The sequence below is a fragment of the Stenotrophomonas sp. STK17_22 genome (assembly GCF_051983905.1).
Taxonomy (GTDB): domain Bacteria; phylum Pseudomonadota; class Gammaproteobacteria; order Xanthomonadales; family Xanthomonadaceae; genus Stenotrophomonas; species Stenotrophomonas maltophilia_A.
In genome coordinates this window covers 235885-261904 of the sequence record NZ_CP197010.1, presented here as the reverse complement: position 1 = coordinate 261904, position 26020 = coordinate 235885, and the positions used below count along the sequence as shown (strand labels likewise).

20 protein-coding genes are annotated in these 26020 nt (G+C 66.5%); 9 read left to right on the top strand and 11 right to left on the bottom strand.

What is annotated here, in order from left to right; genetic code table 11:
• Nucleotides 1-128 precede the first annotated feature (128 nt).
• The 3 genes from ACSYS9_RS01120 to ACSYS9_RS01110 form a co-directional block, all read right to left on the bottom strand.
• Nucleotides 129-1571: an ExeM/NucH family extracellular endonuclease gene (locus ACSYS9_RS01120; protein WP_440568757.1), complete on the bottom strand. Its 1443-nt coding sequence runs from the start codon at nt 1569-1571 to the stop codon at nt 129-131.
• Between the two features lie 172 nt (nt 1572-1743).
• Nucleotides 1744-2262: a c-type cytochrome gene (locus ACSYS9_RS01115; RefSeq protein ID WP_005407662.1), complete on the bottom strand. Its 519-nt coding sequence runs from the start codon at nt 2260-2262 to the stop codon at nt 1744-1746.
• Between the two features lie 204 nt (nt 2263-2466).
• A complete protein-coding gene (locus ACSYS9_RS01110; protein ID WP_005407661.1) occupies nt 2467-3075 on the bottom strand; it encodes a TetR/AcrR family transcriptional regulator in 609 nt (202 codons plus the stop codon).
• 161 nt (nt 3076-3236) lie between these two features.
• On the opposite strand from ACSYS9_RS01110, the gene ACSYS9_RS01105 reads away from it, so the two are divergent.
• The 3 genes from ACSYS9_RS01105 to ACSYS9_RS01095 are packed head-to-tail and all read left to right on the top strand — an operon-like array spanning nt 3237 to nt 8030.
• Nucleotides 3237-4400 (top strand): isovaleryl-CoA dehydrogenase, encoded by a 1164-nt coding sequence (locus ACSYS9_RS01105; protein ID WP_014645571.1) that lies wholly within the window; start codon nt 3237-3239, stop codon nt 4398-4400.
• A gap of 10 nt (nt 4401-4410) precedes the next feature.
• A complete protein-coding gene (locus ACSYS9_RS01100; protein ID WP_071229562.1) occupies nt 4411-6021 on the top strand; it encodes a carboxyl transferase domain-containing protein in 1611 nt (536 codons plus the stop codon).
• Nucleotides 6022-6047: 26 nt separating this feature from the next.
• On the top strand, nt 6048-8030 hold the full coding sequence (locus ACSYS9_RS01095) for an acetyl-CoA carboxylase biotin carboxylase subunit (RefSeq protein WP_071229561.1): 1983 nt from the start codon (nt 6048-6050) through the stop codon (nt 8028-8030).
• Nucleotides 8031-8048: 18 nt separating this feature from the next.
• Here the strand turns inward: ACSYS9_RS01095 and ACSYS9_RS01090 are convergent, their stop codons facing one another.
• Nucleotides 8049-9245, bottom strand: coding sequence for a putative peptide maturation dehydrogenase (locus ACSYS9_RS01090; protein WP_071229560.1), 1197 nt, complete (start codon nt 9243-9245; stop codon nt 8049-8051).
• Between the two features lie 120 nt (nt 9246-9365).
• Here ACSYS9_RS01090 and ACSYS9_RS01085 point away from each other — a divergent pair, with 120 nt between their 5' ends.
• Complete coding sequence (locus tag ACSYS9_RS01085; RefSeq protein ID WP_049462810.1) at nt 9366-9653, top strand: NHLP-related RiPP peptide; 288 nt, start codon at nt 9366-9368, stop codon at nt 9651-9653.
• Between the two features lie 3 nt (nt 9654-9656).
• On the opposite strand, the gene ACSYS9_RS01080 is transcribed toward ACSYS9_RS01085, so the two are convergent.
• The 4 genes from ACSYS9_RS01080 to aceB form a co-directional block, all read right to left on the bottom strand.
• Nucleotides 9657-12146, bottom strand: coding sequence for a putative peptide modification system cyclase (locus ACSYS9_RS01080; RefSeq protein ID WP_177179534.1), 2490 nt, complete (start codon nt 12144-12146; stop codon nt 9657-9659).
• A gap of 42 nt (nt 12147-12188) precedes the next feature.
• The gene (locus ACSYS9_RS01075; RefSeq protein WP_071229558.1) at nt 12189-13232 is read right to left on the bottom strand and encodes a GGDEF domain-containing protein; all 1044 of its coding nucleotides are present in this window, start codon (nt 13230-13232) and stop codon (nt 12189-12191) included.
• Nucleotides 13233-13651: 419 nt separating this feature from the next.
• Complete coding sequence (gene aceA / locus ACSYS9_RS01070; RefSeq protein ID WP_004153647.1) at nt 13652-14953, bottom strand: isocitrate lyase; 1302 nt, start codon at nt 14951-14953, stop codon at nt 13652-13654.
• A 64-nt stretch (nt 14954-15017) separates the two neighbouring features.
• Entirely contained in the window at nt 15018-16655 is a 1638-nt protein-coding gene (gene aceB / locus ACSYS9_RS01065) for a malate synthase A (RefSeq protein WP_071229557.1), read from the bottom strand.
• Between the two features lie 110 nt (nt 16656-16765).
• Between aceB and ACSYS9_RS01060 the strand changes: the two genes are divergently transcribed.
• The 3 genes from ACSYS9_RS01060 (at nt 16766) to ACSYS9_RS01050 (ending at nt 20406) form a co-directional block, all read left to right on the top strand.
• The gene (locus tag ACSYS9_RS01060) at nt 16766-17734 is read left to right on the top strand and encodes a LysR family transcriptional regulator (RefSeq protein ID WP_071229556.1); all 969 of its coding nucleotides are present in this window, start codon (nt 16766-16768) and stop codon (nt 17732-17734) included.
• A gap of 175 nt (nt 17735-17909) precedes the next feature.
• Nucleotides 17910-19261 (top strand): IS3-like element ISStma2 family transposase gene (locus ACSYS9_RS01055; protein WP_132809301.1). Its coding sequence is split into 2 segments (ribosomal slippage): nt 17910-18357 and nt 18357-19261, totalling 1353 coding nucleotides; the frame shifts between segments, so codons are not numbered across the junction.
• Nucleotides 19262-19497: 236 nt separating this feature from the next.
• Nucleotides 19498-20406, top strand: a complete 909-nt coding sequence (locus tag ACSYS9_RS01050) for a LysR family transcriptional regulator (protein WP_071228780.1) — start codon at nt 19498-19500, stop codon at nt 20404-20406.
• Nucleotides 20407-20489: 83 nt separating this feature from the next.
• Here ACSYS9_RS01050 and ACSYS9_RS01045 read toward each other — a convergent pair whose 3' ends face one another.
• Together ACSYS9_RS01045 and lepB are read right to left on the bottom strand one after the other, a co-directional pair.
• Complete coding sequence (locus ACSYS9_RS01045; protein ID WP_071228781.1) at nt 20490-21746, bottom strand: MFS transporter; 1257 nt, start codon at nt 21744-21746, stop codon at nt 20490-20492.
• Between the two features lie 123 nt (nt 21747-21869).
• Nucleotides 21870-22496 (bottom strand): signal peptidase I, encoded by a 627-nt coding sequence (gene lepB / locus ACSYS9_RS01040; protein WP_071228782.1) that lies wholly within the window; start codon nt 22494-22496, stop codon nt 21870-21872.
• A gap of 304 nt (nt 22497-22800) precedes the next feature.
• Here lepB and ACSYS9_RS01035 point away from each other — a divergent pair, with 304 nt between their 5' ends.
• Both ACSYS9_RS01035 and ACSYS9_RS01030 read left to right on the top strand, forming a co-directional pair.
• Nucleotides 22801-23202 carry a hypothetical protein gene (locus ACSYS9_RS01035; RefSeq protein ID WP_071228783.1) on the top strand — a complete coding sequence of 134 codons (402 nt, stop codon included), beginning with the start codon at nt 22801-22803 and terminating at the stop codon, nt 23200-23202.
• A 3-nt stretch (nt 23203-23205) separates the two neighbouring features.
• Nucleotides 23206-23652: a 3-dehydroquinate dehydratase gene (locus ACSYS9_RS01030; RefSeq protein WP_004153636.1), complete on the top strand. Its 447-nt coding sequence runs from the start codon at nt 23206-23208 to the stop codon at nt 23650-23652.
• Between the two features lie 113 nt (nt 23653-23765).
• Here ACSYS9_RS01030 and dcp read toward each other — a convergent pair whose 3' ends face one another.
• A complete protein-coding gene (gene dcp / locus ACSYS9_RS01025; protein ID WP_071228784.1) occupies nt 23766-25922 on the bottom strand; it encodes a peptidyl-dipeptidase Dcp in 2157 nt (718 codons plus the stop codon).
• Nucleotides 25923-26020: the final 98 nt, after the last annotated feature.

The window sequence follows — 26020 nt, the reverse complement described above, 5'->3', positions numbered from 1 at the left end:
CCTCTTCGCCCCTGATTCACCTGCGATGCTCGGCTCGCTTGAAGGCGGACTGAAAGGTCAAAAGCAACAGCAGGATCAGTGCCGCCCCATGTACGCGCCTACACCCAAGCGGATGCCCAACCGCTGGGTTATTTATCGAAACCCAGCAGCAGCGGGTCGTGGTCGGAGCTGCGCCACGGGCCCTGCACGTTGCGGCCCTGGTAGCCGCTGGCGTCCTGTTCGTCGGCATTGCTGTGCCACTCGGCGGCACCGCGCAGGCGCTGGGCCATGCCCGGGCTCAGCAGCGCATGGTCGAGGCGGCCGGTATAGCCGTTGTAGACGTAGCTGTAAGGATGCTCGACCTGGGCGACCTTGAATGCGTCCTGCCAGCCCAGGTCATGCAGGGTGCGGATCGGGTCTTCCATCGCGTAGGCGTTGAAATCGCCCAGCAGCACCACGTCCTTCACCTTCAGGCGGCCAGCTTCGGCCTGCACCCACTGGTTCAACTGCTTTGCCGATTCCACCCGGGTGGCATTCCAGCAACCCTGGCCATCGTTGCGGTCGGCATCGCCGCCGCTGGCATCACGGCAGCCCTTGGACTTGAAATGGTTGGCGACCACCATGAACGGTGCGCCCTTGCCCTGGAAGGCCTGCGCCAGCTGTGCGCGGCTGTGTTCGGCGAACGGACCGTCGGTTCTGGTCAACGGCTTGCCCAGCGGCTTGAACGCGCTCCTGCGATAGATGATGCCAACCCGGATCGGGTTGCTGCCCGGCCCCTCGTCGGCATCGACGAAGGCCCACTGCTTGTCGGCGGCAAGACCGGCGTTGAGGGCGCTGACCAGTTCGGCGATGGCCGACTGCGGGCCATAGCCATCGTTTTCCAGTTCCATCAACGCGGCGATGTCGGCACCGAGCGCGTTGACCGTGGCCACCAGCTTGCCAACCTGCGCCTTGTGCTCTTCCAGCGTGCGCGCGCCGCGCAGGGTCGGGAAGCCACCGCCCTGGCCATCGCCATTGAAGAAGTTCTCCAGGTTGAATGCAGCGATATGCAGGCTGCCCGGCACCGTCGGCACCGCCGGACGCTTCAGCTCGGGCAACGTGAGTGCACCCTCGACCTGCAGGCGCGGACGGCCCTGTGCATCCACGTGCACGACACCTTCCACATTGCGCAGCTGCATGCCGGTGCGCAGCACCGGGTTGGCTGGCAGGTAGGCCACGCTGGCCGGGTCGCGGGCTTCGCTGCCGTCGTCCAGCAGCAGGCGGCGGCGCTGGTTGTCGGCCATCACCTGCTCATAGCCGGCAGTACCCGGCGCGGCCACTTCAGTCGGCTGCCAGAGGCGGCCATCGAAGGCCACGGTGAGCTGCCCAAAACGCTCCAGGCCATCGGTGCCGGCCAGGGTGAGCGGTGCGGCGATGCGCACGCGCTGGCCATCCAGCGCACGCCAGTCGGCCGGCGCGGTGGTCAGCACCACGGTGGCGCTGCTGCGCGCGGCGGACGGCGACGCGACCGGTGCGGCCTGCGGCTGGGCCTGGGCAAAGGCGCCGGCCGGCAGCAGCAGGGACAGGGCAAGGGCGAGGGAACGGCGGCGCATCGACGGGCGACTCCATGGAAGAGGCGCACAGACTAACCCTGAAATGCGAAACCCCGCCTGCGGGCAGGGTTTTGACCTTGGTGGGCAAAGCCTGGGGAGTGCCGGCCGCTGGCCGGCAACCTCATGACCTTCAAGCCATGCGTGGTTGCCGGCCAGCGGCCGACACTACCGGTTACTTCAGGTTGCCCAGCATCCAGTCCACGGTGGCGTGGATCTGTTCCTCGGTCAGCGCCGGGTTGCCGCCCTTGGGCGGCATGATGCCGCCATCCGGACCGGTATAGCCCTCGATGGCGTGCTTGTAGAGAGTGTCCTTGCCCTGTGCGATGCGCTTGTCCCAGTGCGAATGGTCCAGCGTCGGCGCCATGCCCACGCCGGTGGTGTGGCAGGCGGTGCACAGGTTGTCGAAGATGACCTTGCCGTCCTTGGTGCCGCCGTAGGCCACCTGCGAGGCGGCCTTGGCCAGCGCGGCGGCCTTGGCCGCAGCCTGCGCGGCGGCGCCGGTGCTGCCGGCATAGACCGCGCCGGTGGGCGAGATGCGCTGCTCGGTGCGCTTGGCCGCGGTCGGCGACACCTCGGGTGGAATCCGGGTGTGGATGTAAGCGGCAAGGAGGATGAGGCCGAGGGTGATGGTCGCCAGCAGCGCGATCACCATGGAGAAGCGTTTCAGGAACTCCAGATCGTAATTCCGCACTCTTCGTTACCCCTGGCTGATAGTCGTTGGACCACGGCTGAGCGACTGCGTGATGGACCGAGTATAGAACGCGCTTTGCGTGCGACAACAGGCGTCACTGCTGGTGCGGCGCAGCATTCGGACCCGGTAGTGCCGGCCGCTGCCCGGCATCGCCAGCCCGCCGGATGGATCGTGCAGAAGCCGGCCAGCGGCCGGCTCTACGGATTACCGGGCGCCGATCGCGCGCAGGCAGAAGCTGCAGATCGCATCCACCAGTGCGTCTTCGTCGCGGTGTGCTTCGCGGCTGGGCGCGGTCGGGCCGACCATCGCCTCGGTGAAGGCGCCGACCAGGCAGGCGGCGGCCACATGCGCGTCCTGCGCCGGCAGCTCACCGGCGGCCACGCCCTCCTCCACCAGCCGCAGGAACACGTCGCCGAAGGCGCGACGACCACGCATGCGCTCGGCTTCCACGTCCGGGTCGACCGGTTCGACGATGAAGGCATGCGCCAGCCCCGGCCCGGCCAGGGCGCGGCGGACGAAGGCGGTGATCGCCAACCGCAGGCGCTCGCTGGCCACCTCCGGGCCGCTGGCGATGCGCTCCATGATCGCGACCTCGTGGGCCACCGCGGCGTTGAGCACCTCCACGAACAGCTCGGCCTTGGACGGGAAGTGGCGGTAGATCAGGCCGGTGGACACCCCCGCCTGGGTCGCCACGGCGGTCACCGGGGCATTGCGCCAGCCGCCGGTGGCGACCAGCTCACGGGTGGCCAGCAGGATCCGTTCACGGGCCCCGGCCAGGCGTTCTTCCATCAGTGCAGAGCGTTTGTAGGCCATGTTTTGATTCTAGTTTCAATTTTTGAATTTGTATTCACTTCTTACCCGAACCCCGCTACGCTGGGGTCCAATCGCCCGTGCGGGCAGCGGTCCTGCAGACCGCCGCCCGCTCCCCCGCCGGGTGCGCCCATTTCCTGCCATCCCGTCGTGGAGCCACCACAATGCACGTGCCATCCCTGAACTTCGACCTTGGCGAAGACATCGACCTGCTGCGCCAGAGCGTGGCCCATTTTGCCGCCGCCGAGGTCGCACCGCTGGCCGCCGAGGCCGATGCCAGCAACCAGTTCCCGCTGGCCCTGTGGCCGAAGCTGGGCGAACAGGGCCTGCTCGGCCTCACCGTGGAAGAAGAATACGGCGGCACCGGCATGGGTTACCTGGCCCATGTGGTGGCGATGGAAGAAATCTCGCGTGCCTCCGGCGGCATCGGCCTGTCCTATGGCGCGCACTCCAACCTGTGCGTGAACCAGCTGCGCAAGAACGGCAACGAAGAACAGAAGCAGCGCTTCCTGCCCGGCCTGTGCAACGGCAGCCTGGTCGGCGCGCTGGCGATGAGCGAGCCGGGTGCCGGTTCGGACGTGGTGTCGATGAAGCTGCGCGCCGACAAGCGCGGCGACCGCTACGTGCTCAACGGCAACAAGATGTGGATCACCAACGGCCCTGACGCCGACGTGCTGGTGGTCTATGCCAAGACCGACATGGAGGCCGGCGCCAAGGGCATCACCGCGTTCCTGGTCGAGAAGGGCATGAAGGGCTTCTCCACCGCGCAGAAGCTGGACAAGCTGGGCATGCGCTCCTCGCCCACCTGCGAGCTGGTGTTCCAGGACTGCGAGATTCCCGAAGAAAACGTGCTGGGCCAGGTCGGTGGTGGCGTGCGCGTGTTGATGTCCGGCCTGGATTACGAGCGCGTGGTGCTGTCCGGTGGCCCGCTGGGCCTGATGGCCGCGGCCATGGACGTGGTCATGCCCTATGTGCACGAGCGCCACCAGTTCGGCGAACCGATCGGCAGCTTCCAGCTGATCCAGGCCAAGATCGCCGACATGTACGTGGGCCTGGGCGCGTGCCGCGCCTACGTCTATGCCGTCGCGCGCGCCTGCGACCAGGGCCGCACCACCCGCCAGGATGCCGCCGGTGCCATTCTGTACGCCGCCGAGAAGGCCACCTGGCTGACCGGCCAGGCGATCCAGATCCTGGGCGGCAACGGCTACATCAACGAATATCCGACCGGCCGCTTGTGGCGCGACGCCAAGCTGTATGAAATCGGCGCCGGCACGTCGGAGATCCGCCGCATGCTGATCGGCCGCGAACTGTTCCAGCGCACCCTGTAAGGCCAACGCGATGACCGTCCTGAACAGCCAGCTGCAACCGGGCAGCGAAACGTTTGAAAGCAACCGCGCCGCCATGCAGGCCGTGGTCGACGACCTGCATGCCACCCTCGCCCGCACCGCGCTGGGCGGCAGTGAAGCCGCGCGCGCCAAGCACACCGCACGCGGCAAGCTGCTGGTGCGCGACCGCATCGACGCCCTGCTCGATCCCGGCAGCGCCTTCCTGGAAATCGCACCGCTGGCCGCGCACGGCATGTACGAAGACGCCGTGCCCGCCGCGGGCGTGGTGGCCGGCATCGGCCGCGTCAGCGGCGTGGAATGCGTGATCGTGGCCAACGACGCCACGGTGAAGGGCGGCACCTACTACCCGATGACGGTGAAGAAGCACCTGCGCGCGCAGGAGATCGCCGAGCAGAACCACCTGCCCTGCATCTACCTGGTCGATTCCGGTGGCGCCTTCCTGCCGCTGCAGGACGAGGTGTTCCCCGACCGCGATCATTTCGGCCGCATCTTCTACAACCAGGCCAACCTGTCCGCGCAGGGCATCCCGCAGATTGCCTGCGTGATGGGCAGCTGCACCGCCGGCGGCGCCTATGTGCCGGCGATGAGCGATGAGACGGTGATCGTGCGCGAGCAGGGGACCATCTTCCTCGGCGGCCCGCCGCTGGTGAAGGCCGCCACCGGTGAAGTGGTGACGGCCGAGGAACTCGGCGGTGCCGACGTGCACACGCGCATTTCCGGCGTGGCCGACCACATGGCCGACAACGACCTGCAGGCGCTGGCACGGGTGCGCGCGATCATCGCGCAGTTGAACTGGCGCAAGCCGGAGCCGGCGATGGCGGTGCAGGCCAACGAGGAACCACTGTTGCCGGCACACGACCTGTACGGGGTGATCCCGGCCGACACGCGCAAGCCCTACGACGTGCGCGAGGTCATCGCGCGCCTGGTCGATGGCTCGCGCTTCGATGAGTTCAAGCCGCGCTACGGCGCAACGCTGGTGACCGGCTTTGCGCATCTGAACGGCTACCCGATCGGCATCATCGCCAACAACGGCATCCTGTTCTCCGAGTCGGCACTGAAGGGCGCACACTTCATCGAGCTGTGCACCCAGCGCAACATCCCGCTGGTGTTCCTGCAGAACATCACCGGCTTCATGGTCGGCCGCAAGTACGAACAGGGCGGCATCGCCAAGGACGGCGCCAAGCTGGTGATGGCGGTGGCCTGCGCCAAGGTCCCCAAGTTCACCGTGGTCATCGGCGGTTCGTTCGGTGCCGGCAACTACGGCATGTGCGGCCGCGCGTACTCGCCGAACTTCCTGTGGATGTGGCCGAACGCGCGCATCGGCGTGATGGGCGGCGAACAGGCCGCCAGCGTACTGGCCACGGTCAAGCGCGATGGCATCGAAGCCAAGGGCGGCCAGTGGCCGGCGGCGGAAGAAGACGCCTTCAAGGCGCCGATCCGCGAGCAGTTCGAGCAGCAGGGCCACCCGTACTACGCCAGCGCGCGCCTGTGGGACGACGGCGTGATCGATCCGGCCGACACCCGCCGGGTGCTGGCCCTGGCGCTGTCGGCCAGCCTCAACGCCGCCCCGCAGCAGACGCGCTTCGGCGTGTTCCGCATGTAACCCGTGCCATGACCGAGTCTGTTGCCATGTTCACCAAAGTCCTGATCGCCAACCGTGGCGAAATCGCCTGCCGCGTCATCGCCACCTGCCGCCGCCTCGGCATCGCCACCGTGGCGGTGTATTCCGATGCCGACCGCAACGCCCGCCACGTGCGCCTGGCCGACGAAGCCATCCACATTGGTCCTGCCGCCGCACGTGAGAGCTACCTGCGCGGTGATGCCCTGCTCGATGCCGCACGCCTGACCGGCGCGCAGGCGATCCACCCCGGTTACGGCTTCCTGTCCGAGAATGCCGACTTCGCCGATGCCTGCGCGGCGGCCGGCATCACCTTCATCGGCCCGCCGGCCAGCGCCATCCGCGCGATGGGCGACAAGAGCGCGGCCAAGGCGCTGATGGCCAAGGCCGGCGTGCCGCTGACCCCGGGCTACCACGGCGACCAGCAGGACCCCGCGTTCCTGCGCGCACAGGCCGACGGCATCGGCTACCCGGTGCTGATCAAGGCCAGCGCCGGCGGCGGTGGCAAGGGCATGCGCAAGGTCGAGCGCAGCGAGGACTTCGTCGATGCACTGGCCAGCTGCCAGCGCGAGGCGGCCTCGGCGTTCGGCAACGACCATGTGCTGGTCGAGAAGTATGTCGAGCGCCCGCGCCATATCGAGATCCAGGTGTTCGGCGACAGCCACGGTGAGGCGGTCTATCTGTTCGAGCGCGACTGCTCGGTGCAGCGCCGCCACCAGAAGGTGCTGGAAGAGGCGCCGGCGCCGGGCATGAGCGCAGAACGTCGTGCTGCAATGGGCAAGGCGGCAGTCGATGCCGCGCGCGCGGTGGGCTACGTCGGTGCCGGCACGGTGGAGTTCATCGCCGGCCCGGACGGCGATTTCTACTTCATGGAAATGAACACCCGTCTGCAGGTCGAGCACCCGGTGACCGAGTACATCACCGGCACCGACCTGGTGGAGTGGCAGCTGCGCGTGGCCTCGGGCCAGCCGCTGCCGCTGCGCCAGGAACAGCTGGCGATCCACGGCCACGCCATCGAAGCGCGCCTGTATGCCGAAGATGCCGACCGGGGCTTCCTGCCCTCCACCGGCACCCTGCGCCGCCTGCGCCTGCCGACCCCGTCGGCCCATGTGCGCGTGGATACCGGCGTGGAGGAAGGCGACAGCATCACGCCGTACTACGATCCGATGATTGCCAAGCTGATCGTCTGGGACGTGGACCGCGACGCCGCACTGCGCCGCATGAGCCAGGCGCTGGCCGACTGCCAGGTGGTGGGCGTGACCACCAATGCCGGCTTCCTGCGCCGGCTGGTGAACACCGATTCGTTCGCGCACGCCAAGCTGGATACCGCGCTGATCGAGCGCGAGCAGGTCGCGTTGAATGCAGTGGGCGACACAGATGATGCCCTGTGGCAGCTGGCTGCGGTGGCTGCGGTTGCAAGCACGGGCGGCGCCAGCACCGACGCGCGCGATCCGCATTCGCCGTGGCAGGCACAGGATGGCTGGCGCCTTGGCGCATCGGCACCGCGCGTGCTGCCGCTGCAGCAGGGCGAACGCAAGCACACGCTGAAGGTATGGGTGCAGGCCGATGGCTGGCGCGTGCAGTGCGATGCTGCTGCACCGGCCACGGTGCTCGGCAGTGCCAAGGGCAGCAGCCTGTCAGTGCAGCTGGACGGCCGCCGCTGGCAGCTGCAGCTGCTGCGCGAAGGCGACCAGCTGTATCTGTTCGGTGCCGATGGCCAGCACCGTTTCACCCTGCACGACCCGGTGGGCGAATCGGACCACGCCGTGGCCGACGCGGGCAGCCTGCTGGCACCAATGCCGGGCAAGATCGTCGCGACACTGGTCGCGGCCGGTACCGAGGTCAAGCGCGGCACGCCGCTGGTGGTGCTGGAAGCGATGAAGATGGAGCACACCCTGCAGGCACCGGCAGACGGCACGGTGAAGGGTTACCGCGCCAAGGCCGGCGACCAGGTGGGTGACGGTGCGGTGCTGGTGGACTTCGAAGCGGCGTGAACGATGACGCGCCGGGCCCTAGGGCCCGGCTGCATCGGCATTCCCCGCGCGTGGGTCCGCCCGCGGCCACACGTGGCCATCCGGGTCCAGCTCCGCGGTGATCTTTGTGCCACTGCGCCAGCCCAGCCCGCAGATCGCCAACGCACCTTCGGCCATCGGCTGCAGGCCAAGCGCACGCCCTGCCTCGGATTCATTGATGGCCGCTGTAACAAAAGCGCCCAGGCCCAGTGCGGTGGCCGACGCATACAGTGCCTGTGAAACATGGCCTGCATCCAGCGTGACAGCGCGGTAGGCCTTGGCATGGTTCCGATACTTCCAGAAGTTGCGCTCGAAGCGGCACACCAGCACCAGCAGCACGTGTGCATCGGCGAACCAATGCTGCCCGGCCAGCAAGCGCTGGCACAGCGACTCCAGGTCCTGTGGCTGTGCCGGCAGCCGGCCCAGCTCGTGCGCCACCGCATGGTAGTGATACAGCCCCGGGGCCATTCCCTCCACGTTGCGTACCAGCAAGTAGGCCTCCAGCGGATGCAGGCTGCCGGCTGAAGGCACGTTCTTCTTGAGGAACCGCACACCTGGATCGGTTTCCACCTCGGCCTGTGCCATCAGCACCTGCTGCAGCACGCGCGCCAGCAGTGGCAACGGCAGCGCACGCGCGCTATCGAAGTTGCGGCAGGTAGCCCGTGCCTGCAGCTGCGACTGCATCGGATCATCCTCGTAGCACGGCAGTGCCTGCGCGCCATGTATACGCGGAGGTGCCTCGGGTGGCGGACTGCCGTAGCTGCGCACCAGATCGCGTGCGGTCACCAGCTGGTGCTGCTCCATGTCCTGCACGCTGTCCACCTCGTCCCAGCACGACTGCTGGTAGTGCAGCGCCGACAGCGGCCACCAATGACTATCGCGCAGACGCTGCTCGGCAGCGCAGGCCTTGGCGTGGGCCGGATCATCGCTGACCAGCAGGCCCTGCTGCAGCAATGACAGCACCCGACCGCGCGCGTCCGCTGCTTCCGGCAACGGCTGCCACTGTTCGGCACTGCAGGCCAGCAACCAGGCACAGCTTTCCGCGTCGATCACCTGCACCGACGGCAGGTGCGCCGCACGCACCTGCAGGACCGGCTGCAGCTGCACGCCGGTACCACCAGCCAGCAGTTCCTGCAGGTTGAAGGACGGGCGTTCGACCGGCTCGACGAACAAGGTCCGGCAACGACGGAATCTCATCGCAATGGCATCCGAGGGCTGTTCGGGGCGCCGATCATAGCGTGGCGGGTGCACGTACCCATCAACTTCGCGGCGCCACCGCCGATAATTCCATTTTCCCATTCTGCTGGTGCTGATCCCATGTCTGCTTCCCCCCTTTCCGCCGACGTTGTCCAGCAGCTGCTGGAGCGCCTGGCCAGCGATGATGCCTTCCGGTCCGAGTTTGCCAAGGATCCCGGCCTGGCCCTGCTCGCACTGGGTGCGGACGAAGACACCGTACGTGCCTGCCGTGCATCACTGGCGTCCCTGGGCAGCAAGATGGAGTTCGCCCAGGCCGCATCACGCATGCGGACCCTGCTTGGGACACGCGCCGCCTTCAATGTGCCGTTCCTTTTCGAGGATGGCTTGCCTGGTCTCCAGCAGGAGTAACGATCAGGGTGCCGCTGCGTCCGGGCTGCTGTGAGAGGCCACGGGACTCTCCATCAATGCCAGCCGCTGCACGTCGTTCACGTTCAACGGCAGCAGTGCGTAGTCGCCGATGTTCTCTGCAAAGGCCAGGCCGGCATGGTGTTGAAGCCAGCGCAGCTGACGCTGCGCTGCATCGTGCTGACCTTGGGATCGCAGCAGATCCAACTGCAGCACGCGCCACTGGAACAAACTTGCCTGGCGCTGCTGCGCCAACAACTGCTGCGCACGCAGCGTTTCTCCAGCGTCCAGGGCCATGCGTGCCTGCAGCAGGTTCCACAGTTCGCGCAGGCGGGGATCGTCGTCGCGTTCGGGCAGCGCCTGCAGCGCGTCCCTTCGCTGCATGACCACCGTTGCCTGGCCGGCGCGCAGCGCATGGTAGGCAGCGGCAAGAGCGATGAATGCGTTGCGCCGTGCCGGTGCAGGCTGGCCACGATCGATCGCCGCGAGCGCGCGATCGAGCACCTGCTGGTACTCCTGCCCCGGCACGGAAACGCCTTGCCGTGCGCGCCAGGCCAGCGCCTGCAAAGCGAGGATGTCACACATCCCACCTGCGCTGGGGCACTGCGACGCAGCCTGCTGCATGTCGCCCGCAGCTTCAGCGCTGCGACCCTGCATGGTCAGCACGGCAGCCCGCTCCATGCGTGTCCCGGGGCCCAGTGGCCCCATCGCGGTGAACCCGGCGTTGGCCGCTTCGAAGTCGCCAGCCAATGCGGCAATCACCGGCTCCATGCCATCGCCGTTCCAACCCGGGTGCAGCCGCGCACCGCGCAGGGCTGCTTCCGCTGCGGAGGCTTCGCCACGGGCCAATTGGATGCGTGCAACAAACGCCAGCACCAATGCACGGCGCGAATGCTGGCGTCCCAGCAGCGGCTGCGTCGCGGCCAGTGCGCCATCGTAGTCACCCTGCGCGAACTGCACCATCGAGTAGTTCATCCAGCCGGCCGGGTCGTCCGGGTACAACTCGGTCAGCATGCGCCATTTATCAGCGATGCGTGCAGGCGGTGCCCCTTCGAAATCGGCCGCCCAGGCATCGAGATAGAGCTGGTCGCGCGCGGTCAGGTGCGTACGTTGGCTGACCGCCTTGCGGTACAGCGCCGCGGCCTGCTCCAGATTGCCCTTTGCGTGCTGGATGTTCATCTGCCCGACGTAGGCGAAGGCAAAGGCAGGATCCAGCCGGGTCGCCTGCTCGAAGAACATCAACGCATCGTCATAGCGCGCGGCAGCCGTTGCATCGACGCCCTTGGCATAGGCATGCAGTGCGTCCAGATTGGCGGTAGCCACGGTTGGCAGCGGCCGCTGGTCTGCGCCGACGTCACGAAGCGCTTCGCCAAGGTCGGTACGCAGCGCCGCAACCACGTGATCGGTCGAGGCGAGGATCGAATCCAGCCCGCGACCGTCGGCAAAGCGCGTGTAAACGGTCTGTCCGCTACGCGGATCCACGACTTCGACACTGACCCGTACTTTGCCATTGAGCTCCAGCACACTGGGGATCAGTACCGCACGAACTCCGTCACGCAGCGCGACCTCGATGGCCAGCCTGCGGTCCAGCCGCGCCTGCGGCGGCCGCTGCATCAGCTGCAGGGTGTCACGCACCTTCAGCTCGCTGAGGATGTTGACGAAACGCGACTGCCCCAGGCTGATGTACAGCGCCTGCTCCAGGCTGCTGTCCAACTGGGGATAAGCCGTGGCGTTGTGCACCGCCGCCACGATCACCCAGTCGCGTTCGGCGAAGGCGATGGCCGGTGCCGGCCGAAACAGCGTCCACAGCACTCCGCATAGCGCCAGCATGAGTGCCGCCTCGGTCACCAGCGCCGCTGGGCGACGCCACAGCGGCAGATCCCGCCACGCTTTTTCACCCGAGCGCGGGCGACGTAGCGGGGCGCTGCCACGCAATCCCACTTCGAATACTTCCTGGCGTTCGCCGATGCCCTTGAAGCGCCAGCAGCCGTGATCCTTCCAGCGCAGCTCGTCAGCCGCCCAGGGCAGTTCGCTGGCTGCCCGACGCGTCATCTGTTCGGCGGCCGCGGACAGCAGGACCTGTCCAGGCCACGCCAGCTGCATCAGGCGCGCAGCCATGGGCTTGGCCAGGCCTTCCACCTCCACCGGTTTTGCGCCGTGGGCAACGGCCTCGGCACTGTTGTTCCACAGCAGCACGTCACCCACGTGCAGGCCGGCGCGTGCACGCAGAACAACGCCACGTTCGCGCCCCAGTGCATCAACGGCGTTCTGGTAGGAAAGAGCAAAGCCAATGCCATCGATGGGACGTTCGAACAGGATGAACAATCCGTCAGACCGATCGATCAGCTGGCCGTTCCAGCGCTGCTGCAGGCCAAGCACCAGGCGGTCATGCTGCTGGAACAGCTCAGCGGCGGCAATGTCACCGATCCGCTCGACCAGCTGCAGCGAATCGCACAGATCGGTGAACAGCAGAGTCCGCACCTGCGAACTCTGCATCGGGAGAAAATCCGGAATGCCGTCCATTGCCACCTCTGCTGCTCATTGTCCGCTTTCGGAGTCGCCGCCCCAGCGCAGGCAGTTGCCACCATCGCGCTTGGCCTGGTACAGCGCGCGGTCCGCGTTGGCGTACCACTCGCTCCAGCCCGCCTCCGGCGCCAGCAGGCTGGCACCGATGCTGACCAGGCTGACGTGCGGCGTGCCATGACTGCGTTCGAGCAGGCCATGCACCGCGCTGAGGATGAACTCGGCCGCGTGCTGCACGATCTCATGGTTGCCACGGCGCAGGATCAGGCAGAACTCATCGCCGCCGAGGCGGCAGGCCAGGTCCTGCTCACCGGCCATCGAGCGCAGGATGTTGCCCATGCTCTGCAGTACACGGTCGCCGGCCTGGTGGCCGTGGCGATCATTGATCTGCTTGAAGCGGTCGCAGTCGATCAGCAGCAGTGCCTGCGGCAACCCTTCGCCATCGGCGCGGCATTCCTGCAGGTACAGGGTGAGGCCACGACGGTTGTGCAGCCCGGTCAGTTCATCGGTACGCACCAGTTCACGGGTGTGGGTCAACTGGTGGGTGGTGATGTACAGGTTGTCCAGCGCGGTTTCCAGATCGTGGTTGCGCCGGCGCAGCTGGCTGATCAGCGCCTGCTCGTTGGTCAGCACGCGCATGATCGTACGGCGCAGGAAGTAGGCGACCAGGCCGGGATCGGATTCCACCAGGCGATGGAAGTCGGCCGGGCCCAGCTCCAGTACTTCACAGTCGGCCAGCGCGCGTGCACTGGCGCTGCGCAGGTGATCGCCGACCAGCAGGCCAAGCTCACCGAAGAACTCATGCTGGCCGAGCGTCTTGATCACCAGGTCCTCGCCGAAGTCCAGTTCGATCTGGCCTTGGAGGATCACATACATCCGTTCGCCGCGATGGCCACGCTGGAACAACCATTGTCCGGCATGAAGCTTGCATGGACGGGCAAATCTGGCGAACAATGCGACCTCGGCAGCGGACAGCAGCGCGTGCACGATCTCGGCCATCGCCACCCGGGCGATACCTGACGTCACATCACTGTTCTCGGCCGCACCCCTGCCGGTCATTCCCTGCACCCGCCGCCAGCGTCCCCTGGTGAGCCGCGGAGCATAGCACCGCTTTAAAGTGTGCGCCCTATCTCATTTTGACCCGTCTGCCGATCTTGATTGATGTGAAGATCGGTGGTGGCCCGTTCTGGTCACGGGTGTCCGGGCAAAACCCCTGCTGGATCAATCCGATGCTGGGTTTCACAGGCTTTCGGCCAAGTTGCCGGCACGCGGGGTGCGCCTGATTGACGCTGGCTGCGCGCTGCTCCCTTGCATCGATACAACAACGCCGGCAGGTCCCCCGACCGGCCGGCGTTGTCTGGCCCTTCCCTGGCCACCCTGATCGGATTTCGCGGCTCCGGTAGTGCCGGCCGCTGGCCGGCTTCCCTGTGCTGCCCGAAGGATCGCGTGGTTGCCGGCCAGCGGCCGGCACTACCGCATCACGCCGCGCGTTCGCTGCGCCCGCCGTGGAACTGCTCTTCCTCGGTCGAACCGGTCAATGCGGTGGTCGACGACTGGCCCTGCTGGATCGCCTGGGTCACCGCATCGAAGTAGCCGGTGCCAACCTCACGCTGATGCTTGACCGCAGTGAAGCCGCGCTCTGCCGCCTCGAACTCGGCTTCCTGCAACTCGACGAACGCGCTCATCTGGCGGCGCGCATAGCCGTGGGCCAGGTTGAACATGCCGTAGTTCAGCGCGTGGAAACCGGCCAGGGTGATGAACTGGAACTTGTAGCCGTAGCTGCCCAGCTCGCGCTGGAACTTGGCGATGGTGGCGTCGTCCAGGTTCTTCTTCCAGTTGAAGCTGGGCGAGCAGTTGTAGGCCAGCAGCTTGCCCGGGAACTTCGCATGGATCGCCTCGGCGAACTTGCGCGCGAACTCCAGGTCCGGCTTGCCGGTCTCGCACCACACCAGGTCGGCGTAGGGCGCATAGGCCAGGCCACGGCTGATCGCCTGGTCCAGGCCGTTGCGGGTCTTGTAGAAGCCTTCCACGGTACGCTCGCCGGTGGCGAATGGCTTGTCGTTGCCATCGATGTCGCTGGTCAGCAGATCCGCGGCCTCGGCATCGGTACGTGCCACCAGCAGGGTCGGCACGCCCAGCACGTCGGCGGCCAGGCGCGCAGCGTTGAGCTTCTCGATCGCCTCGCGGGTCGGCACCAGCACCTTGCCGCCCATGTGGCCACACTTCTTCACCGAGGCCAGCTGGTCTTCGAAATGCACGCCAGCGGCGCCGGCTTCGATCATCGCCTTCATCAGTTCGAACGCGTTGAGCACGCCGCCGAAACCGGCTTCGGCATCGGCCACGATCGGCTGCAGGAAGTCGATGTCGTCCTTGCCTTCGGCGTGGTGCAGCTGGTCGGCGCGCAGCAGCGTGTTGTTGATGCGCTTGACCACCGCCGGCACCGAATCGGCCGGGTACAGCGACTGGTCCGGGTACATCTGCCCGGCCAGGTTGGCGTCGGCCGCCACCTGCCAGCCGGACAGGTAGATCGCCTTCAGCCCGGCCTTGACCTGCTGCATGGCCTGGTTGCCGGTCAATGCACCGAGCGCGTTGACGAACTCGCGCTCATGCAGCGATGCCCATAGCTTCTCTGCGCCCAGGCGGGCCAGCGAATGCTCGATGTGGACGGTGCCGCGCAGGCGCACCACGTCAGCGGCGCTGTAGTTGCGCTGGATGCCTTCCCAACGCGGGTTGGTATCCCAGTCGTGCTGGATCTGTTCGGCAGTGGGCAGCTTGCTCATGTCTTTCTCCAGTTCGGTTCGTGCGTGCAGCGGGGAGGGAAACGGCGGTAGACGCGGGCGGCAGTCAATCGATGCGCGCGTAGGCCGGCAGGGTCAGGAAATCGGTCAGTTCGTCGCTGCGGCTCAGTTCGCCGAGCAGGGCGATGGCCTCGCCGATGCGTGCGCCACCGGGCAGCGCGGTGGTGTCACCCAGCCGTGCCGGCAGCTGCGCCAGCGTGGCATCCAGCAGTGCCAGGTCGATGGCGGTGCCGTCGTCCAGCTGCTGGCCCGGCGTATGCAGCCACTGCCACAGCTGGCTGCGGCTGATCTCGGCGGTGGCCGCATCCTCCATCAGGTGGTGGATCGGCACGCAGCCGTTGCCATCCAGCCAAGCGGCCAGGTAGCGCACGCAGACTTCCACGTTGCCTTCGAAACCGGCGCGGGTGATGGTGCCCGGCGGCCGTGCGATCAGTTCGTCGCGGCCGACGCGCACGTCCTGGCGCAGCACGCTGTGCTGGTTCGCACCGGGCATGTGTTCGTCGAAGATCGCCATCGCCACCGGAATCAGCGCCGGGTGCGCAACCCAGGTGCCGTCATGGCCGGCGGTGACTTCGCGCAGCTTGTCGGCGCGCACGCGGGCCATCGCCTGTTCGTTGGCGGCGGCATCGTTGTTGATCGGAATCTGCGCGGCCATGCCGCCCATCGCATGCGCACCGCGGCGGTGGCAGGTCTGGATCAGCAGTTCCGAATAGGCCTTCAGGAACGGCTGGGTCATGGTCACCTGGCCGCGTTCGGGCAGCACGCGGTCGGCGTGGCGGCGGAAGGTCTTCAGGTACGAGAAGATGTAGTCCCAGCGCCCGCAGTTCAGGCCGACGATGCGGTCACGCAGCGCGTGCAGGATCTCGTCCATCTCGAACACCGCCGGCAGCGTTTCGATCAGCACCGTCACCTTGATCTGGCCATGCGGCAGGCCGAGCATGCCTTCGATGTGCGACAGCGCGGTCTCCCACAGCGCCGCCTCTTCCATGCTCTGCAGCTTGGGCAGGTAGAAGTACGGGCCGCGGTCCTTCGCCTGCAGGGTGCGGGCGTTGTGGAAGGCGAACACCGCCGCGTCGAACAGGCCACCGGCGATGAACTGGCCATCGATGCGCACGTGCTTCTCGTCCAGGTGCCAGCCGCGCGGGCGCACGATCAGCACCGCCTGTTCGTCGAACGGGCGCAAGGTGTAGTGCTTGCCGGCCTTCCCGTTGGATGCCGGTGCGGTGTACTCGAGATCGCCACGCACCGCGGCGGCCAGCGACTGCTGCCCGGCCAGCAGGTTGCGCCAGGTCGGCGAGGTCGAATCCTCGAAGTCGGCCATGAACACCTTGGCGCCGGAGTTCAGCGCGTTGATGACCATCTTCGGGTCGGTCGGGCCGGTGATCTCGACGCGGCGGTCCTGCAGCGCGGCCGGCAGCGGGGCAACGCGCCAGTCGCCGTTGCGGATCGCGGTGGTGTCTTCGCGGAAGTCCGGCAGGCCGCCCTGATCGAAGAACGCCTGGCGCTCGCGGCGGGCCTGCAGCCGTGCCTGCCGGCCCGGTTCCACCGCACGGTGCACCGACACCAGCAGGGCCAGCAGCGGCGCCGGCAGCACGGTGTCCTGGCCGGCCACGCGGGTCGCCAGGGCGATGCCGGGGGTAGCCTTGCTGGCAGGGGTGGGAACAGCGGAAGCGACGGCGGACATGGGGCGACTCCAGCGGTGGGGGAACGACTCCACGGTGCCGCTGGTACGGAGTATTTGGCAAAACAGTTTTTGCAATGCTTTACATAAATTGTGCTAATACTTGTGACGCCATGACCACGCGCCCCTCGCCAAGTCCGCGTTTTTCCTACAAATCCGACCGGTTGAAGCCGCTGCGCGCGTTCTGCCAGACCGTGCGCCTGGGCTCGGTCTCACGGGCGGCTGAGGCGCTTTTCGTCAGCCAGCCGGCCATCAGCCTGCAGCTGCAGGCGCTGGAGCGTGAGCTGGGGGTACCGTTGTTCGAGCGCAGCGGGCGCCGCCTGGTGCCCAGCCGCGAGGGCCAGCTGCTGTACGAGATGGCACAGCCGCTGGTGGAGAACCTGGATGGGCTGGAGGCGCGTTTCCGCGACAAGGTGCGCGGCCTGGACGCGGGCGAGCTGAACATCGCCGCCAACAGCTCGACCATCCTGTACTTGCTGCCGAAGATCGTCGAACGCTTCCGCCTGCATCATCCGGATGTGCGCCTGACCCTGCACAACGCGATCAGTGCCGATGGCACCGACCTGCTGCGCGAGGATGCCGCCGACCTGGCGATCGGCTCGATGACTGATGTGCCGGCCGATCTCAGCTACGCACCGGCCTACCGTTTCGAGCAGGTGCTGATCGCGCCGCACGACCATCCGCTGGCCAGCGGTGGCGAGCTGGAACTGGCCGACATCGCGCGTTTTCCGCTGGTGCTGCCACCGAAGCGGCAGATCACCTACCGCCTGGTCGACCAGGTATTCCAGCGCCACCGCATCGCCTACACCGTGGCGCTGGAGGTGGGCGGCTGGGAGGTGATCAAGCAGTACGTGGCGATGGGCATGGGCATTTCCATCGTGCCGGCGCTGTGCCTGAACGAGGCCGACCGCGAGCGGCTGGCGGCGCGGTCGATGAAGCGCTGGTTCCCGGAACGCAGCTACGGGGTGATCGTGCGCCGGGGCAAGGCGTTGTCGGCGCAGGCACGGGCGTTCATCGAGCTGATCCAGCCGGAGCTGTTCAGTCCGCGCGATTACGACCAGAGCGGGCATTCCGAGCGGTGAGGGTGTGCGGCAGGGCTGCGCCCTGCACCTGCCGAAGCCGAAGCCACGTCAACGTCAACTTCAAAAGCCGGGCTCCCGTGGGATGGCGGGGTGGGCCCGGTTGCGGGGGACGCCGTAAACCCGTCCATGAAGTGACCCCCGGGAGTTGGACGCTAGATCCAACCCCGAGGGATACATGAACAAATACGACGCGCGTTTCAAACTGCAGGTCGCCAAAGAGGCCTGCAAGACCTCCACATCGGTCAAAGCCATTGCCCGTCGCCACGGCCTGGAGTTCTCCACGGTCAGGCGCTGGGTGGCGACCTATCGGCTGCATGGTTGGCGGGGATTTCATCGCCAGGCCCGGTCCTATGACCTCCCGTTCAAGCTGGCTGTCCTGGAGAAGATGAGCCAGGACGGCCTGTCCGGGCGCGAGGCCACCACCTACTTTCAAATTGGCGATGCCGGCGCGGTGGGGCGATGGCGGCGCCTGTATGCTCAAGGCGGTGCCCAAGCGTTGGCACCCCCTCCGCCGCCGCCCCGAAAGCCGATGAAGAAGACCCGTTCGTCCAAGCCGCCTGAAGATATGAGCCGCGATGAGCTGCTCAAGGAAGTCGCCTATCTGCGTGCGGAGACCGACTACCTAAAAAAACTCGATGCCTTGATCCGGGAAGAGCAGGCGGCGCAGGACGCAAAGCGCAAGCCGTCCAAGGATTGAGGCAGGTTCATACGCTGTCGCTTCTGCTCGAAGCAGCTGAGCTGTCACGCAGTACGTTCTATTACCAGAACCATGTCCTGGCCCATCCGGATCAGGATGAGGCAGCCCTGTGCGAGCGCATCCGTGCAATCTACGATCAAAGCCAAGGGCGCTATGGCTATCGCACGGTGACGCTGGAATTAGCCAATCAGGGCCATCGGACCAATCACAAGCGGGTTCAGCGCCTGATGGGGGAGATGGGGCTGAAATCGCGGGTGCGTGTGAAGCGCTACCAGGCCTTCAAGGGGGCGGCCAATGTTGTGGTTGGCAATGACCTCAATCGCCAGTTCCATGCAGAGCGGCCCAACCAGAAGTGGGTGACTGACGTGACCGAGTTCAAGGTGCAGGGTATGAAGCTGTACCTGTCGCCGATCATGGACCTCTACAACGGCGAAATCGTGGCTTATCAGATCAAGCGTCGGCCCGTATTTGATCTGGTGGGTCAAATGCTGGAGGAGGCCATCAAGAAGCTTTCCCCGGATGAGCGCCCCATGATCCACTCCGACCAGGGCTGGCAGTACCAGCATGAAAACTACCGGCACATGCTGGAAAAGCACTCGTTGAAGCAAAGCATGTCCCGGCGCGGCAACTGCCTGGACAATGCGGCGATGGAGAGCTTCTTTGGAACGCTGAAGTCGGAGTTCTTCTACCTGAACAGCTTTGACAGCCTCGAGAGTCTGGAGGCTGGGCTGGTGGAATACATCCAGTACTACAACGAAGAACGCATCAAACTGAAACTGAAAGGTCTGAGCCCGGTAAAGTACCGGGAGCAGGCCCAATCGGCCGCCTGACCCCGTCCAAGTCTCGGGGGTCACTTCACCATGGGGGCTTGGTCGCGGCATCCATGCCGCTCACACCCCCGCAACCGGGCCCACCCCGCCTTCGACAGTTTCCCGCTGCTGTTGGTGCCAGCTGCTGTTGGTGGGTGCCGACCGTTGGTCGGCACGGGGTCGGATCCCGTTGCTGCGCAACGGGCTCTGACCCCATCTCTGATTCATTTCCGGCTGACGATGAATAAACTGACGCCATGTCCATCGAACTCCGCCATCTTCGTTACTTCCTTGCCGTCGCCGATACGCTGCACTTCGGCCAGGCGGCGGAGCGGCTGGGCATGTCGCAGCCGCCGCTCAGCCAGCAGATCCGCCAGCTGGAAGACCTGATCGGTGCGCGCCTGTTCGTGCGCAGCCATCGTCGTGTGCAGCTGACGCCTGCGGGCGAGCTGCTGCAGGAACGTGCGCGCGCCATCGTGCAGCAGGTGGAAACGGCGGTGGACGAAGTCCAGCGCGCGCAGCGCGGCGAGCAGGGCGAGCTGCGTATCGGCCTGACCCGGGCCACGCCACTGTCGCCGCAGATTCCGCGCTCGATCCTGCAGTACCGCCAACGCTATCCGCAGGTGCGGCTGCAGCTGAGCGAGATGAACACCCTGCAGCAGATCGATGCGCTGCTCGACGGTTCACTGGACGTGGGCATCATCCGCAAGCGCGCATTGCCGCCGGAGCTGGTGGCGCACAGCCTGTTCGTCGATCCACTGGCGTTGATCGTGCATGCCGACCACCCTGCCCTGCGCAGGCTCTCGGCGCAGGGCACGCTGTCGCTGCACGACTTCGCGCAGGAACCGTTCGTGGCATTCCGCCGCAGCGCCGGTGCAGGCATCCATGACCACATGATCGCGCTGTGCGCGGCCGCCGGGTTCACCCCGCGCATCGTGCAGGAGGCCGGTGAGGCCTCGACCCTGATCAGTCTGGCCGCTGCCGGTCTGGGTGCGGCGATCCTGCCGTCGTCATGCGATCACATCCGGGTGGAAGGCGCGCGCTTCGTGGCGCTGGCCGATGCCGGTGCGCATTCGGAGGTGCAGCTGGCGTGGCACCGCGAGGGCGTGACACCGTTGATCCGCAATTTCGCCGGGCTGCTGCGTGAGGCGTTCGCCGAAGGGTAAGCGTGCAATCCACCCGGTAGTGGCCAACCTTGGTTGGCCCACGGCCACAGCGCCGACCAAGGTCGGCATCTACCAGAGCAGGATCACGCCGTCACCGGCTGCGGGGCGCGCTGCTGCAGCGCCCAGACAATGCCACCGCCGATCAGGGTCAGCACGGCGGCGAACAGGCACACGCCCAGCCAATCCCACGCTGCATAGGCCAGGCCGCCTACACCACCGAGCACGCTCGAACCCAGGTAGTAGGCGAACAGGTACAGCGCCGACGCTTCGGCGCGCATCGCGCCAGCGCGGCTGCCGACCCAGCTGCTGGCCACCGAGTGACCGCCGAAGAAGCCGAACGTCACCAGCGCGATACCGAGTGCCATCGTGCTCAGCCACGGCATCGCCAACAGCACGATGCCGGCACCAATCAGTGCGAACGAGATCGACAGGATGCGACCGCGCCCGTAGCGCGTGGCCTGCTGGCCCATCCACGCCGAACTGAAGGTACCAACCAGGTATACGCTGAAGATCAGCCCCACCACGGTCTGGCTGAGGTGGTACGGCGGCGCCAGCAGGTGATAGCCGAGATAGTTGTAGAGGGTGACGAACACGCCCATCAGCACGAACGAGGTAGCGAACAGCCACGGCAGGCCCGGGTCGGCGAACAGCGTGCGCCAGCGCGACGGCAATTGGCGCAGGCCATCGCGGCGCGGGTGGAAGTGGCGCGACGGCGGCAGCTGCAGCCAGAGCAGGACGGTACTGGCGATGGCGATGATCGAGACGACGCCGATGCCCCAGCGCCAGCCCCAGTGGTCGGCGATGATGCCGGCCAGCAGGCGCCCGCTCATGCCACCGATGGCGTTGCCGCCGATGTACAGGCCCATCGCCAGGCCCAGCGCGCGGCTGTCCATTTCCTCGACCAGGTACGTCATCGCCACTGCCGGCACGCCGCTCAACGCCAGGCCGAGCAGCGTGCGCAGCACCAGCAGCGTGGTCCAGTCATCCACCAGCGCGGTGCACAGCGACAGCGTGGCCGAGGCCAACAGCGCGACGATCATCAAAGGACGGCGGCCGACCGCATCGGACAGCAGGCCTGCCAGCAACATCGCCACCGCCAGCGTGCCGGTGGTCAACGACAGCGACATCGCGCTGCCGGCGGCGGACACGCCGAAGTGGCGGCTGAACTCCGGCAGCAGCGGCTGCACGGTGTACAGCAGGCCGAAGGTGGAAAAACCGGCCAGGAACAGCGCCAGCGCGGTGCGGCGGAAGGCCGGCGTGCCCTGCTGGATGCGGGTCTCGGCGATGGGATCGACAGTGGGGGGGCGGCGTTCGACGGCCGCCGCGGTTTCGCCAGTCATGGGATCGATGGGCCGGTGGGGCGGCCAAGCGTGGGAGGGAACGGGCCTCAGACTAGGCCCGTCGATCCAGTCGATCCATAACCTGATAGGCCAGGATTGATACATAAGAAGTATCAATTCAGCTTACAGACGCTGCCACTCGAAACCGTCGCCCCGGCGGTAGTACACCGCCACGGCGCGGCCGTAGAGCTTGTCGGCGTCAACGAAGCCGAAGAAGCGACCGTCGAAGCTGTTGCCGCGGTGGTCACCCAGCACCAGTACCTTGCCGTCCGGCACCACCAGGTCAGCGATGTCCGGGCCGCCGCCCATGTCCAGGTCGAGGCTGGCATGGTGCTCGCCGAAGGCTTCCACGTCCTGCAGGTCGGCGATCTGCAGCGGCTGGCCGTTGATGCTCAGATGGCCTCCGCGCAGCTGTACATGATCACCGGCCACTGCAGCCACGCGCTTGATCAGGCGGGTGCCGTCGGCCGGTGAATCGAACACCGCCACTTCACCGCGCTGCGGAACGCCGGTCGACATCAGTTCCTTGCCGGTGAACGGCAGGCGCAGGCCATAGGCGCGCATGTCCACCACCACCCGATCGCCGGGCTGCAGGGTCGGCTGCATCGAGCCGCTGGGCACCACGTAGTGGTTGGCGAGGGTATCGCGGGCGGCGGCGAGCAGGCCGAGCATCACCAGCAGCGGCAATGCTTCCTTCTTCAGCCAGGCCAGCGCGCGTTCGGAAAAGGGAGGGCGGGCAACAGCATCCATGACAGGCTCCGGGTAGGTGATAGCGGTATCAGACCACATGCGGGCGCAGGAGGTTCCCGCGCCTGGAACCTGTAGAGCCGAGCCCATGCTCGGCTTGCTCTTGTAGCGTCGAGCTTGCTCGACTGAGGCGCAGAGCAGTCGAGCAAGCTCGACTCTACGGAACGGCAGCCGAGCATGGGCTCGGCTCTACAAAACGGGTTACGCAGGTTTTACGCCCCGGCCCGGCAGCGGGCATCGCACCTTTACGGGCAGCACGCGCATCGTGTGCCCACCGCGCCACAGGGCGCATTCCGCAAGGTGTTGTATGACCCTCCTGGTGATCCGCCACGCGTCTTCGTCGGCGCCGCGCCCGCAGCTGCCGGCGCAGCTGGCCGGCCATCGCGTGCTGTGCAGCGACTGCGCCAGCCTGTCCGAGGTACGCCAGTGCCTGTGCCAGCCGCAGGCGCGCTCGGCCGACTGGGTACTGCTGGATGTCGGCGCCGCCGACGAGACGCAATGGCAGGCCGAAGGTGACGCGCTGCAGGCGGCGCTGGAACGGCTGCCGGCGCAGTACATCGAGCTGCAGGCCCCCAGCGAACCCGGCCTGGATTCGCGCCTGCGCCTGCAGCATGGTCCTGCCGCGGTAGTGGTCGACCAGCGCAGCCAGCAGGCCGGTTACCCGTTGTCGCTGGCCATTGTCGGCCGCCGCCTGGCACAGGAGGGCTGAGCCATGTCGATCTTCATCATCCGTGGCCCGGAAGCAGCCGGTGCATTGATCCGCACAGCGATGCCGCTGCCGGCGCCGGTACTGAAATCGCTGGTGCACCGCGCGATCGACGCCGGTACTAGTGTGGCGATCCGTGCCTGCGGTTCGGAACAGGAACTGCTGGACGCGCTGCGCGTGGCCGACCACAGCCGCGGTGAGGTGACCCTGCTTGACCCGGGTGCGTGTGCCAACAGCCTGCGCCTGCAGCGGCTGCTGCCGTACCTGCACAACGCCTATGTGGAAGTGCATGACGACGGCGCAGTGGCCGAGCCGTGCCTGCCGGCCGGCGTCGGCCAGCGGCTGGGCATCGCTGCTGGGTATGGCGCGCAGAGTTATGTGCTGGCGCTGGATATCGCGCTGGATCACCTGGGCCTGGCCGAGCAGGCGAACCGGGTGCACGTGGGCACGTAAGCCGCTTGTGTAGAGTCGAGCTTGCTCGACTGGCTTTTCGTGGAAAGACCGTCGAGCAAGCTCGACGCTACACAAAGAAAAACGGCGGGGTTGCCCCCGCCGTTTTCGCTTTCTTATTTCAGCCCGCGGAACTTCAGCAGCGGTTCCACCGACGGGTCCTTGCCGCGGAAATCGCGGTACAGGGTCGACAGCTCCACGCTGTTGCCGCGCGAGAGGATCTTGTCGCGGAACTCCTGGCCATTGGCCGCGGTCAGGCCACCGTGTTCGGTGAACCACTGGTAGGCATCATGGTCCAGCACTTCGGCCCAGAAGTAGGCGTAGTAACCGGCCGAGTAACCACCACCCCAGATGTGGTCGAAGTAGGTGGTGCGGTAACGCGGCGGCACCTGCGGCAGGTCGACCTTGAACTTCTTCAGCGCACTGGCTTCAAAGGCGCCGACATCCTGCAGCGGCGCATCGGCCTTCTGCGTATGCCAGGCCAGGTCCAGCAGCGCGGCCGACAGGTACTCGGTGGTCGCATAGCCCTGGTTGAAGCTGCGTGCCTTGAGGATCTTGTCGACCAGTTCCTGCGGCATCGCCTCGCCGGTCTTGTAGTGCTTGGCGTAGTTGGCGAACACCTTCGGATCCAGCGCCCAGTGCTCGTTGAACTGCGACGGGAACTCGACGAAATCACGCGAGGTGGCGGTGCCGGCGATCGACGGGTACTTCACGTTCGAGAACATGCCATGCAGTGCGTGGCCGAACTCATGGAACATGGTGGTGACGTCGTCGAAGCTGATCAGCGCAGGCTGGCCGGCGGCCGGCTTGGTGAAGTTGCAGACGTTGTAGACCACCGGCTTGGCACCGGTCAGGCCGTCCTGTTCGACGAACACGTCCATCCACGCGCCGCCGGACTTGCTGTCACGCTTGAAGTAGTCGGTATAGAACAGGGCCAGCGAGGTGCCGTCCTTGTCGAACACTTCGTACACCTTCATGTCCGGGTTGTAGGTCGGAATGTCGGTACGCGGCTTGAAGGTGATGCCGTACAGCTGGGTGGCAGCGTAGAAGACGCCGTTCTGCAGCACGTTGTCCAGTTCGAAGTACGGCTTGATCTGCGACTCGTCCAGATCGTACTTGGCCTTGCGCACCTGCTCGGCGTAGAAGTCCCAGTCCGAAGCAGCGACCTGGAAACCACCCTTCTGCGCGTCGATCACCTTCTGGATCTCGCCGGCTTCGGCACGCGCCTTGGCAGTGGCGGCCGGCACGGTGTCGGTCAGCAGCTTGAGCGCGGCAGCCGGGGTCTTGGCCATCTGGTCGCCCAGCTGGTAGTCGGCGAAGGTGTCAAAGCCGAGCAGCTTGGCCTTCTGCGCACGCAGCTGGGCCAGGCGCTGCACGGTCTGCCGGGTGTCGTTGGCATCGCCACGCTCGGCGCGGGTTTCCGAAGCCTTCAGCACGGCGGCACGCTGGTCGTGGTCGCTCAGCGAGCCGAGCACCGGCTGCTGGGTGGTGTTCTGCAGCGGCAGCAGGAATTTGCCATCCAGCTTGCGATCCTTGGCGGCAGACGCAGCGTTGTTGATCGCATTGTCGTCCAGGCCAGCCAGCTTGGCCTTGTCATCGACAACGACGGCAGCAGCGGCGGTGGCGGCCACCAGGCGGGTGTGGAACTGGGTGGAGAGAGTGGTCTCTTCCACGTTGAGCTTGCGCAGGGTGGCCTTGTCGGCGTCGGACAGCTGCGCACCGGCGCGCACCAGACCGTCGTAGTAGTGCTCGACCAGGCGCTTCTGCACCGGGTCCAGCTCCAGCGTGTCACGCTGGTCGTACAGCGACTTCACGCGCGCGAACAGCTTCGGATCGAGGTTGATCTCGTCCTGGTGCGCGGCCAGCTTCGGCGCCACGTCTTCCTGGATCTTCTGGCGCGCATCGTTGGTATCGGCCTGGACCAGGCCGAAGAAGATGCGCGACACGCGGTTCAGCGTCTCGCCGCTGCGCTCCATCGCCACGATGGTGTTGTCGAAGGTGGCCGGCTCGCTGCTGTCAGCGATCTTGCGCACGTCGGCCAGGTGCTGGCGCATGCCTTCCTCGAACGCCGGCAGGTAGTCGCTGTCCTTGATCTTGTCGAACTGCGGCGCCTGGAACGGCAGCGTGCTGGCGCTCAGCAGCGGATTGGTGGAGGCTTCGGCCGGCTGCTGGGCCGGGGCTTTCTGGGCATCGGACACGGGGGTGGACTCCTTGCCGGAACAGGCCGCCAGCGCCAGGCTGATGGCGGCGGCCAGGACTACGGTACGCGACATGTAAAACACTCCTTGGGCAGACGGTACGGGATACCAGCCCTCCACCCTACTCCTGTCGCGCTCGCCCGGCATGTGCCGGACGTGGCGTCTATGCGGCG